Origin of the sequence: Myroides odoratus (genome assembly GCF_965118575.1) — a bacterium.
GTDB lineage: Bacteria > Bacteroidota > Bacteroidia > Flavobacteriales > Flavobacteriaceae > Flavobacterium > Flavobacterium odoratum_B.
Genome location: NZ_CBCPHW010000014.1, coordinates 1 through 12,772, shown reverse-complemented (window position 1 = coordinate 12,772; position 12,772 = coordinate 1). Strand labels below are relative to the sequence as shown.

The following is a 12,772-nucleotide window of genomic DNA, read 5'->3' as shown; positions in this document are numbered from 1 at the left end:
CAATGAATGATCCTTTTTTTATATCAAACTGAACTTCTTAATAAATATATAGTAGAAAATGTTTAAAAGGGAGAAAGGGGAATGTTATACTTTTACCTTTATATAAAAGAGGTAGGTCGTTGAAAGGGAACGCATTTGAGTAGTATATGGTTGTTCAATCGAACGTCCCAGAATAGAGTTAACTATCAGTCGTTACTATACAAAGTTTTTCTATTCAAATAAAAATTGCCTTACTTTTTTAGGGAATGCATCTTAAGAAGGGACCGTATTTCCCTTCTATAAGAGCTATAACTAAAAAAGTAAGGCAACTTTAAGTAGTATTTATTTCGTATTACGTGTGTATACGAATTACATATCTATTGTTAAATTGATCTTTAAAAAAGACTTGACAGTCTGCATTAATGTCAAACATAGGGAAACTTGTTCCAGGTTTTAGACCAATGTTTTGTATAACTGCTGGATTATTTGGCCAATGTCCGGTATAGGTTGCTCTTATGGGTTCGCCACCTACGGTTCCTTGTATGGCAAATACGATAGATCTCAATTGAAATTTTCGTACAAATATTCCATAATTGTTTCTGTCATAATAAGTTGAACCAAAAGCATATTGCATCCAATACATAACATTTTGTGGAGTTGGAATTGCCTTTTTTTCTTGACTTACTGTTATAACCCGATTTGTAGAGCTTACAGTATTTTTATTAGGTACATATCCATTTAGTGTAACGGTTACAGACCCAAATCGGACATCTCCTGTATTGGAAGTGGCACTAACAGAAGGATAGGAAGAAGTCGGGTTAATGACATTTAACCAAGAAGCATTCGCCGTTGCATTAGATGTTCTTCTTGTATTTCCAAGATTTAAACCTAACGAAGCATAGTTACCATTTGCATTAAGTAGTATACTATTTAACGAAGTGAAAACTAAGCCCAATTGATGAATTTTTACCTCTTTGGTCATTACGCCATTGGATACTCGTATAATTTCTTGGTTGCTAGCTGTTCTATTTATTGTTGGATTTACATCAATTATATTATTTGTTGCATTGGCCAAAGATGGATAGGTAATAGAAATTGGACGGGTAGAGTTTGAAGTAACGATAAAGTTCATTCTCGGACTGTTATTAATATAACCATCTGCATCCGCAACTAAATCATTCGGTACAGTAATATCCATTTTTACACCTATAATAGTAACATCCTTTACTTGGGAACCACTCGCATTTGTAAAACGCAGGACCGTTGAAAGATTTTGGGTAGTCGTAGAATTAATCGTTGTATTAAAGCTAATCGTTGTATTACCTGTTCCACTAAGTGAGGAGATAGAACTTGTATCTATTGCCCCAGAATTGCTGATTACATTAGCCGTCCAATCTCCACTAGCTTTCAAGAGAAAACTATATTGTAAACCATCCATGACATAACTACTTTGTAGGTTTTCTACCTCAAAAGGAATATGGATTGAAGGTTCTTGAGTCACAATTATATCTTGGGCAATTACTTTAGTTGCTGCACTTTGTTTGTTAGCTACATGTCCCAATAGAGATACATTGAGCTTTGTCGTTCTTGACTGATTTGTCGTATTTTCTGTTACACCTAGTTTAGGATCTCTATTTACCGTCTGATCCAAAATAAGCCAAGTAACAACTGGAAATACATCCGTTTGTATTTGTCGTCTAGAAGTGGTGTTATAACGTACACCTAAAGAGGTGATAGGAGATGCATCTGCCGTATAATTTATAGGCCCTCTTTGAGTAATTTCTAAATTTAATTGCTCTTGCTTGATTTTTAAATCGAGGATAAGTGCACCATTCGTAAGAGTTACGTCATTTTGTCTTGAATTTATCCCTTCTTCATTGCAAATATCAATATCAAAGGTACTGCCATTGGTAAACTTTACCCAAGGTTCAAATGCTCCACTAACAAGGGTAAAGGGCAAGGTTGAATTTGTGAAATCTAGGAGATTTAGCTGAGAGCGTGAGCCAAAGTAACCATCTACGTCAAAATCTAAAGTTTGAGCAATTCCTCTGTTAGCTCTAGTATTATTTGCCGGAGATTGAGTATTTAAATCATTGATTTGACGTGTAGGAACTGGGAGGTTCCAATAGATTTTTTCTCCTACAATGTCAACTCTTTCTTCTTTGCCATCTACATCACTTACAAACACAAGAACACCTGTAAGCGTAGGTGTAGGTTGGGTTATAACATTGGTTGTAATCACTTCAAGCTTAAAGGTTATTTCGATAATGTCTGCACCTCCTCTTCCTTGTGAAGGAGTAATTGAACCAGGGACAAAAATTTCGGTGTCTCCTTCTACTCGTAGCGTCCATTTTCCATCCGATTTGATTCGAATGGTATGCGTTTCGCCTTGTAATAGATAACGACCTTGCACAGAACTAGTGTCTATAAAAAAACCAGAATAGCAATTACCATATAAGCGACGCCATAAATCTCCTTCCCATATATAAATCCCTGGACATAAGTTTTTACTGGTATCAAGATACGTATTGTATAACATAAGTCCTTTGTGTTCTGCTTTAACTCCTGCAGTAACATTATTGGTGGCAACGGGAGCCAATTGTCTCTCATCTTCTAGGGCAACTCTAGGCATTAGAAGTCCTTTCGTTGAATTTATGCCAGGGTTATTGTTTTCTTTTAAATCTAAAAGAGCTCCTGCATTTGGAGGTATTGGACCACCAATGGTTACTTGAGCTTGGGCTAGTGAGAAAACAAAAAAACTAAATAAAAGAATTATTTTCTTAATTAAATTCATAATTTTATATTATAAATGATGTTTTTAAAATATTATATATACTTAATGTTAATTAATTAAATCTATTATTAACTAACTTTAATATATTTATTAGAGTTAAAAAACAAAAGTAAATATTAAATTATACAAAAAAAATATAATTGCTTAATATACTTGAAAATTCTGAAGTTTTTTTATTAAAATTGGTTAAAAAATAGTTTATTTATTTAAATGGTTGATTTTTATTGTGAAATATGTAGGGTTTAAAGTATGATTTAATTGACAAAACGTGAATTTAGTTTACTAAAAGTTGTTTTTAGGGACAAAATTGCATAGTTGTTGAAAAAAATCACAACACTAATTTTAAACGTTCATTTCTAATTTTTTATTTTTAATAAATAGTTGATAAAAAAAGGGAATTATAGTTGGTGTAATGCGTTTACACGTTTTGAATCTTTGATGTATATTTACTAAAAAAATAGATTCAAAGGGAATTAGCGCTCGTTCTGTTCTATAGAAACTGGTGCATCAGCAAAAAAAGACTATACTATGAATGAGCTAAGATTAAATGATGAGAATACCCTTCCTACTGTTGGATTTGGTACCTATAAGGCTGAAGAACAACAAGGGATAGACGCAGTTAAATTAGCTTTGCAAATGGGGTATCGTTTGCTAGATACGGCTGCAAAGTATCAAAATGAAGAAGCCGTAGGAAAGGGAATTAAAGCCAGTGGTATTGCAAGAGAGGAAATTGTTGTAACGACAAAAGTTTGGCGCGGAAATCTAGGGTATGAGCAAACCAAAAATGCCTTTGAAGAATCCTTGCGGAAGTTAGATTTAACCTATCTTGATTTGTATTTAATTCACTGGCCAGCGAATGAAAAGAATTTTGGAAAAGATTGGAAAAAAGTGAATGCCGAAACATGGCGTGCCATGGAAGAATTACAAGCTCAAGGAAAGGTTAAATCGATTGGGGTTAGCAATTTTTGGCAAGAACATTTAGAAGCTTTATTTGAAACGGCTAAAGTGATACCTGCGGTTAACCAGATTGAATTTCATCCAGGCTATTGGCAAAAAGAACTAACAGCTTATTGCAAGGCAAAAGGAATAAGAGTCCAAGGATGGTCACCTTTAGCAAGAGGAACAATTTTTGAGCAAGAACAATTAAAATCAATTGCGGAGAAACATCAAAAAACAGTTGCACAAGTGTGTTTAAGATGGTGTTTGCAACAGGATGTTATTCCAATTCCCAAATCTACTACTGCCAAGCGAATTATAGCGAATAGAGCTATTTTTGATTTTGAATTAAGTGCTGCGGAAATGGAGCAAATTAACACAATTCCAAAAATGGGATTTAGTGGAGAACTTCCCAATGAGTGGCCAGATCGCGTTTGGTAAAAAAAAGGTAATCCATAGCGAATAAATTAAATAACAAAAAGAGGGAGATTTTTATGAATCTCCCTCTTTTTGTTTACAAGACATTTTATTTCTATTGAGAATCAAGAAGAAATAGAGGGGAAATTATTAGTTACGGCTAATAAGGAAATTATTTTGATAGTAAGGTTAGCAGAGAGTAAAGAAATAGCACGCCAAAAAATAGTCTTCTATTTCACCAAAGAGTTTTAAAAAGGAGTTCTAAAATGTTTTTGACTTAAGTGTATATTTCATAAAAGTAAAGAAGCTTATCAAAAAAGAACCCCAAAGCGTTAAATAGTCCGATGTTGTATAATAATAAAGTAGGTTTGTATAAAAAGGGAAGAGGCAAGTATAATTATTTCTTTATTTGTGCGTTAATTCAGTGTACTTAAAATAGAGGAGTACTTTTTTTTTAAATTTAATAGCAACGAATTAAAATGACTAAAATTGCAGTTTTACTGTTTATGTGTGTAGGTTTTTCGCTACACAGTTTCGCTCAAGATGCGAAGGAGCTCGCTTTAAAAAAGGATAGTATAAGTATTCCTAAACAAGTAGCCGCCTATGCGACAGATAAATTTGCGATTATTAGACCGTTAAACGTAGAGTTTTCCAATGCATCCCCTTATAATTTTAGTCCTAAAGGCAACCATGCGTTTAACAAAGGAGGGCGTGTTGAAGATTTTAAGCAAATTAAAGTAAGCATGACGAGTAATTTTATCAAGCGAAAAACCTGGTTTGTAGGTGTTACGTTTGGGTATAAGTATACAAGTATAGATTCGAATTTGTTTGAGGGGATAACCCAAAAAAAACAGACCCTAAAACAAGATTTTCACCATCATTTTACCTCTCTAAATTTTGTTTATTTTTCTAGTCTTTTTGGCAAGAGAACAATTTATACCTCCAGTTTGATTGTCGATGGAAGTGAACAACATTTTGAAAGAGTAAAAGGTCTCGTATCGGGAATTGTCATTTTAAGAAGCGATGCGAAAGTAAAAATGACAGCTGGGATAGTTGGAAATATTGATCCAACATCGAAAATACCCGTACTTCCTCTTTTTACCTATGAATACCAAATGGATAATGGATTTATTTTTGATGTTACACTTCCAAAAAGTGTGTATTTGCGAAAATTTATCTTTACGACGAGTAGACTATCGCTAGGATCAGAAATGGAACAAACTTCTTTTTATGTCTATGAGGTAGAGGGAACAAAACAGCGGTATGAATATAGACAATTGGATGTCAATGCAGGTTTGATTTATGAACATGCTATTGGAGATTTTATTGTTACTGCAAAAACAGGAATTAAACTAACGCCATCGGCTCGCATGTTTGAAAAAGAAAAAAAGTTTGACGATGCTGTGTTAGAAATAAAACCAGACCCAACCTTTTATTTTAATTTGGGAGTATCCTTTAATCCTTTTACTTTGCTTAAAAAGAAACCGTAGTCATACTGCTGTCCTTGAAAGGAATAAGCTTGGAAAGGATTATTTTATAGAACAAAATCAAAATATAATACGTGGATAATAAAGATTTTAGTAGCGGATCTATTATCAAGTTCCTTACAGAGAGTCGGTACCGATATGCCAGACATGGTACTTTTTTATTAGGCTTTTCTCTGTTGTTGGGTATTGGTGATTTTTTCGGTGATTTTCCCATGCGCATAGCCTTTTGTGCTATGGGAATCGTATACTTGGTGTTTATTATACTGTTTTATTTAAACATGTATGTGTTAATCCCTTTTTTATTGTTTAAAGGCAGGTATATCGTGTATTTGATTGTCTTAATTCTTTCCGTGTTAATCGGATTGCGAGTCTTAGGATGGTTTTATGGGAACTACTTTGACGTGTATCGGTTTGTCATGGAGGAGCGGAAACAAACTTTAGGAAATTCGAAAGCTATTATTTTACTTTGCGTATCGTTAATCTCTTTGTCAACAACGCTAAAAATAGTGCAACACTGGATGAAAGACCGCGAGCGAATCGTCGAGCTCAAAGAATTAACTTATGTTATGGAACTCAATGAATTGAGAAACCAGGTGAGTCCTCATTTTTTATTTAATATGCTCAATAATGTAAAAGCGCTTATTCGCACAGAACCGGAAATGGCGACTACCGTTATCATGAAGCTGTCAGAGTTTTTGCGCTATCAGCTTTACGAGAGCAATCAAGATAAGGTTGTATTAGCTTCAGAGGTAAACTTTATTTCTAATTTTTTGAACCTTGAAAAAATTAGAAAAGATAATTTGACTATTTCTTTTGATTGTCTGCTTGATTCAAACCAACTGAGACAGATTCTTGTGCCTTCAAGTTTATTTACCGTATTTGTAGAAAATGCCATAAAATATAGTTTAGATCCCGATGAAAAAGAAACATGGATCAATATTTCGATACACGTTGAAGCTAAAAAACTCCATTTTACCTGTATAAATTCTAGGAATGAGAATTTTGCCCTATTTCAGAACAAAAGTGGCGGTTTGGGGTTAGCGAATAGCAAAAGACGCTTAGACCTTATATATAGCAATCAATACAGCTTAACGATTACAGAAAAAACAAATTCGTTTGGTGTTAACTTAATAATTCCGCTATGAACTGTATAATCGTGGATGATGAACCACTGGCAAGAAACGAAATGCACGTCTTACTCGAAGAATTAACCGATTTTAATGTAATTGGCAAATTTTCTAATGCTTTAAAAGCCAGGGATTTTTTGAAAAGTAATCAAGTAGATCTTATTTTTTTGGATATTGAAATGCCCTTCTTAAATGGGCTAGATTTTGCGGAATCAATTTCTGCTAAAACTCTACTTATTTTTACAACGGCTTATCCACAATATGCCTCTAAAAGCTATGAATTCAATGCCCTTGACTATCTTTTAAAACCCATTGATAAAATGCGGTTGCTAAAGGCTACTAAAAAAGCTACGGTATACAAAAAAATGCTTGACGCCCACGATGTCCAAACTAGTTTAGAAGAATTTAAAGAGGAATTTTTATGGATTAATTCGGATCGAAGACATTACAAAGTAAATTACAATGAAATTTTATTCGTGGAAGGACTGAAAGATTATGTGATTATACATACGCAAAATCAGAAGTTTGTCACGGCGATGAATCTGAAAACCATTCATCAAAAGTTGGTGTCTCCTGTTTTTTTAAGAGTGAGTAAATCCTATATCGTCAATCGTACTTGGATTGAATCATTTACAACCCAAACCATTTATATCAAAGACTTTGAGATACCTTTAGGAGAAGTTTATCGGAAAGATTTCTTAAATTCATATGATAAAAAAGAGGAAGACCTATAATCGAAAAGGAAAAAATATTTGACAAAAAAAGGTGTTTCAAAATAAACTAAATCTAATTTATCTATACATTTGTGCCCAATAAAATTGATTTATTCTAAATAAAAATATCGTATTTTTTATGTTAGTAACAAAGAAGGGAACAAAGGTACTTGCAAAACTGTTGGGATTTGCATTGATGTTAGTTACAACAATGCTTTTTTCTCAAAATAAAGTCATTAAAGTTACCAATCTAACTGTAAAAGGAATAGAAGGAGCGGTAGTATTTGTGAATGGAGCAGAAAGGGGGACGACAGATGTAAATGGAGAATTGACGGTTGATTGGACGACATTTAATGATGCAACAGTACTTGTAACGGCAAATGGGTATCAAGAGCAAGGGATAACGGTTCTTAAATCAGAACTGCGCGAAACTTTGCTGATAAAAATGCAAGCGGAAGAACAAGCCTTAGATGAGATCGTGATAACTGCAGGTAGACGAGCTGAAAATATAGCTACAATTCCTTCATCCGTTACTATAATTAATCAAAAGGAAATGGAGAAGCAGATGAGTGTAACAACAGATATAGCTGCGATTTTGAGTAATTTAGTACCTGGTTTGGGAAGTGCTACAAATAAGGGAACTTCTTCTGGACAAACTTTAAGAGGAAGACCTTTACTCGTCCTTATTGATGGGATACCCCAATCTACTCCCCTAATGAATGGAGCAAGAGATATCCGATCAATTGCCCCTTTTGCAATTGAAAGAGTAGAGGTAATTAAAGGTGCAACGGCTATTTATGGCAATGGCTCTACAGGAGGTATAATCAATTATATAACCAAGAAGAATAAAGGAGAAAAAAGAGTTGGCGGAACGACTGTTCTGGGGACTTCATTTAATCCTGCAAATAGTAGCGGTACGCTAGGGTATAAAGTTTCACAATCTTTGGGAGGCAAGTATGAGAAGTGGAATTATTTAGTAGGTGCTTCTATAGATTATACAGGTGTTCAACGAGATGGAGAAGGCTTAATCGTTGGGCAAATAGATGGTTTGTCTAATACCTATCAAAAGAATTTATTTGCCCAAATTACCTATGATATCAATGACAATTCTGCTATTCGCGCTTTTTATAATGGGTATTCGAGTACACAACATGCAAGATATAGTAGTAAAACGGGAAAATATGCAAGTCAACCTACAGTAGGTGTTGCGGGAGCAGATCCTGGAGAACATGCAGGAACTCCTTATAACCACAATATCATGTTGGGATATACGCATAAAAATTTATTTCTTGATACGCAGTTGGATGTGTCTTTATATATGAATTCATTTCGTTCAATGAATCGCTATGTAGAGAGCGGAACCGCTTGGTATGGTCCTGGACAAACTCGAATTAATTCTGAGAAAAAAGGAATCCGTCTTAATTTAAATACACCCTTTATCGTATTTAATAGACCCAGTGAAATAACGTATGGAATGGATTTGTTACGAGATAAAACAGACCAAGATTTAACAGATGGAAGGGTTTATATTCCTACCATGGATATGGTAAATATTGCACCTTATGCACAGGTAAAAGTAGACGTATTAGATCACTTAATTTTCAAGACAGGAATCAGATATGAAAATGCAAATGTAGAAGTGAAAGACTTTTATACCCTTGCCTCTGGACCTAATGATGAAGGAAGTATTTTTGTACAAGGTGGTAAAATACCCTATAAAACAACCTTATTTAATGTAGGACTCCGTTATAACAAATATCAAATGTTTAATCCATTTGTGAGTTTTTCGCAAGGATTTGCGATCAATGAATTAGGACGCATCTTGCGAAGAGCTACAGAAAGCACTTTAGATCAGTTGGAAACAGAACCTATTATTACTAATAATTATGAAATAGGATTTTCGAGTAGATTTTCAATTTTCAATTTTACAGGTGCCTATTATATAAGTACATCTAAATTAGGTGCTAATTTAGTTGATGTAGGGGGCTATTTAGTTGCTCAAAGAGAACCTGAACGCGTACAAGGTTTTGAAATCACAGGAGAAGCTTTGCTAGCTCCGCAGTGGACCATAGGTGGGTCTTATTCCTATGTAGAAGGAAAAGCTAAATTTGATGATGGAAGTAAAGTATACTTAAATGGGGGGCGTATTTCTCCTCCTAAAGCCATGGCTTTTGTTTATTTTACACCAACAGATACATGGAGTATGCAGTTGTATTGGTTATACACTGGAAGTAGAGATCGCTTTGAACCCAATGCACAAGGTAAATATAAAAATAGTGAAGGTGTAGTTAAAAACATTAATTTGTTTAACCTCGCTTCTACTTATGCAATTAGCAAATCTTGGAGCGCCACAATCGGTATTGAGAATTTATTCAATAAAACCTACTATCCAGTTGTAAGTCAGTATCGTGCTTTAGATGCTGATTACGTTAGAGGCAATGGTATGCAAGCTAATTTGAGTGTTCAATACAATTTTTGATGCATGAAGAAATTTCTTTTGTGGTTGCATAAATGGCTGGGATTGATTACCGGTAGTATCGTTGTTCTTGTTAGCCTAACTGGTTGTATATATGTTTTCCATGATGATTTAAAAAAAATAGTTTATCCTCATCATTTTTACATCTTAGATTACAAGGAGGAATCGGATTTACAAGCTTTGCCATATACAACGGTGGAACGTTTAGCCCAAGAGGCTGTAGGGGTAGAATACCCTATTAATCGAGTTGATATTTATCCAGCTAAAAATAGAACATGGGTATTTCGATCCTTAAAAACGGATAAAGAAGCCTTTGGGATAGCGAATGAAATCACGTATTTTAAAAGAGTATTTATCAATCCTTATACCGGAGAAGTTCAAAAGGTAGAAGATACCAAATACGAGTTTTTCTATCAAGTATTGCAACTGCATCGCAATCTCTGGCTAGGGAGTAAATATGGGGGGTTGTTTGTAGGAGGAAGCACCGTTTTATTTCTTTTTATTAACTTAACAGGAATCGTATTGTGGTGGCCAAAAAAATGGAAAGGAAAGGCATTTAAAAGAAGTCTTACTTTTGATTTTTCAGTCAATTGGAAGCGCTTGAATTACGATTTTCATAACTTATTGGGATTGTACAGTTTTCTACTAGTTATACTAATCGGAATGACTGGAATTCTTTTTGCTTTTCCGAAATTTAATACAACCGTAGAAAACACCTTGAATAAAGTAGATAAAGCTAAGTTTCAGCGTATGGAGCCAACTTCCTATGATGAGGTTCATCAGGTGTATGCCAATACTTTAGATAACGCAGTATTATATGTACTTCAAACTTTTCCAGAAGCAGACATGGTATCTCTTCGTCTAGGCGATGCAAAGGGTACAGAACACAATCTTCAAGTGCGATTGGAACAAGATAAAACCAGTAAATTTGAATGGATTTATTTTGATAAACTTACAGGGCAGATCCGTGCTTTAAAAAATCATACCTATTAGACTATTGCACTGGGAACTAAAGTAAATTCCCTGAAGTATGATTTACATGTGGGTACAATTGGAGGGTATACTACCAAAATTATGGCCTTCATTGGATCGCTTATTTGTGCTTCCTTACCAATTACAGGATTTATTATTTGGTACAATAAAACCAAAAAGAAGAAAAAGAAAAAAATAAAAGACGCGAGAAGAAGTAAAAGGTAAATTGGATTTATCCAAGGGATATAGAATTCACTTGTTTTTAAATTAAATGTAGCATTGGACAAAAGGTCCTTTTAAATAAATATACGATACAAAGATTAAAATGGGTTTTTAACAAATCTATTACATAAAGAGGATTCCCTATTGGGCATCCTCTTTTCTTTTTCTATTGTTTTGTTATTTCGATTCTAGTACAAGAAGCTATTCAAAGAGAGGATGAATCTCCTTTTTGGAGAGCTTCTTATTTTTTGTAGTTGTACGTTTTTCAAAAATAAATACAAAATTCAGGAGAGTTAGATGGATTTTGAAAAAAAGACCTGATTTATTTCCTTCTAGAACATTTTTACTTATTTTTTTAACTAAAAAATAAGATAATAAGCAATAAAATGGGGTTATATTCTTTTTTTTGATACTAACTAAATAGGTTAACGAGTAGGTAAAAGAGCAAGTAAAAGCGTAGTTTATTTCATATAATTAACAGAAAATCATTGTATGCGATTTTCTGGCAAGGTAATTGTTATGTCAAACGTAGAATTGAAAATATACAAATAAATGATAGTAAAAAGTAAAGAGAGTAAATGTCTTTTCTTTTAGGAATGAAGGGTTAGGAACAAATAAATCAAAAAAAGAAAGAAAGAAAGCTAAATAGAATTCAATAGTAAAGAAGAGTTTTTGTTGAATGACTGGGAAGGAAAAGACTTTTTAACTCACATATTTTATGATTTTCTTATTTTTTACTTGAAAAATTAAAAAATTGAGATAAATAAAATGAAATTTTATTAACGTATCAACGTCCCTTCTTTTTGCGATTATTTACTTTGAACAAAGCTAAAATATTTTAGTGTTCTAATAAATAGATTTTTCACTTTTTTTAAGTGAAATTTTGAGAATATTGTAGTCAATGTTTGATTTGTATTAAAAACATTGTTTTATTGTAATTTGTAAATTTAATAGTATTTTTTATGTTATTGATTTGAATTATTCGCTAATCTTTTATTAGGTTATTGTATAATATGTAATTGAACTAATTTTACACTCAAATTAAGACTGTATAATTTTTAAAAATAAATAGTTTATGATTAAAAAAGTAATTCCAATGGCCGCACTTTTATTAAGTGGGTCAGTAATGGCACAGATTGGTATAGGAACCGAAAAACCAGCAACTTCTGCACAATTAGATATTGTATCTACCAATAAAGGTGTCCTTTTGCCTAGAATAGAATTGGTTGCAATTAATGATCGTTCTAAGATTACGGGAGAAATGGTTGAAAGTTTATTAGTATACCATACTGGAAATATCAATTTAGAAGCGGGATTCTATTATTGGAAAGCCAATGCATGGAATCGATTAATTTCAGGTGATACGTATATAGACAGAAAAAATAATGTATTTACAATAGGAGCTAATCCAACTAAAAATAACGAGGAATCTTTAATTATTACAGATACTCAAAACTACAGTGTATATTTAGCAGTTGCAGACATAGCAAATAACGAAACGTTTGTAACGAATTTAGTAGAGAATAAAGAGTTTACTAATCAGTTAGGAGATGACGTTTACTTTATTGAGCAAATCACGAACAATACTAAGTTTATTGAAGAAATTATCAACAAGCTAACAGGAACGTATGGAAATGTTGGTTATGATT

6 protein-coding genes and 2 pseudogenes are annotated in these 12,772 nt (G+C 33.3%); 7 read left to right on the top strand and 1 reads right to left on the bottom strand.

All coding sequences use genetic code 11. The features are described 5' to 3' along the window. Positions 1 to 331: 331 nt before the first annotated feature. Positions 332 to 2,773: a hypothetical protein gene (locus ACMHJ2_RS12135; protein WP_413513122.1), complete on the bottom strand. Its 2,442-nt coding sequence runs from the start codon at positions 2,771 to 2,773 to the stop codon at positions 332 to 334. Positions 2,774 to 3,301: 528 nt separating this feature from the next. Between ACMHJ2_RS12135 and ACMHJ2_RS12130 the strand changes: the two genes are divergently transcribed. The 7 genes and pseudogenes from ACMHJ2_RS12130 to ACMHJ2_RS12100 all read left to right on the top strand — a co-directional run. Beyond that, positions 3,302 to 4,150: an aldo/keto reductase gene (locus ACMHJ2_RS12130; RefSeq protein ID WP_413513121.1), complete on the top strand. Its 849-nt coding sequence runs from the start codon at positions 3,302 to 3,304 to the stop codon at positions 4,148 to 4,150. A gap of 455 nt (positions 4,151 to 4,605) precedes the next feature. After that, positions 4,606 to 5,616: a DUF6268 family outer membrane beta-barrel protein gene (locus ACMHJ2_RS12125; RefSeq protein WP_413513120.1), complete on the top strand. Its 1,011-nt coding sequence runs from the start codon at positions 4,606 to 4,608 to the stop codon at positions 5,614 to 5,616. A 71-nt stretch (positions 5,617 to 5,687) separates the two neighbouring features. After that, the gene (locus ACMHJ2_RS12120; RefSeq protein WP_413513119.1) at positions 5,688 to 6,758 is read left to right on the top strand and encodes a sensor histidine kinase; all 1,071 of its coding nucleotides are present in this window, start codon (positions 5,688 to 5,690) and stop codon (positions 6,756 to 6,758) included. After that, positions 6,755 to 7,474 (top strand): LytR/AlgR family response regulator transcription factor, encoded by a 720-nt coding sequence (locus ACMHJ2_RS12115; protein WP_413513118.1) that lies wholly within the window; start codon positions 6,755 to 6,757, stop codon positions 7,472 to 7,474. The genes ACMHJ2_RS12120 and ACMHJ2_RS12115 overlap by 4 nt, the downstream gene beginning before the upstream one ends. 118 nt (positions 7,475 to 7,592) lie before the next feature. Then, positions 7,593 to 9,932 (top strand): TonB-dependent receptor, encoded by a 2,340-nt coding sequence (locus ACMHJ2_RS12110; RefSeq protein ID WP_413513117.1) that lies wholly within the window; start codon positions 7,593 to 7,595, stop codon positions 9,930 to 9,932. A gap of 3 nt (positions 9,933 to 9,935) precedes the next feature. Next, a pseudogene (locus tag ACMHJ2_RS12105) lies at positions 9,936 to 11,126 on the top strand (PepSY-associated TM helix domain-containing protein). Positions 11,127 to 12,198: 1,072 nt separating this feature from the next. Further along, a pseudogene (locus tag ACMHJ2_RS12100) lies at positions 12,199 to 12,772 on the top strand (hypothetical protein); the annotation flags it as partial.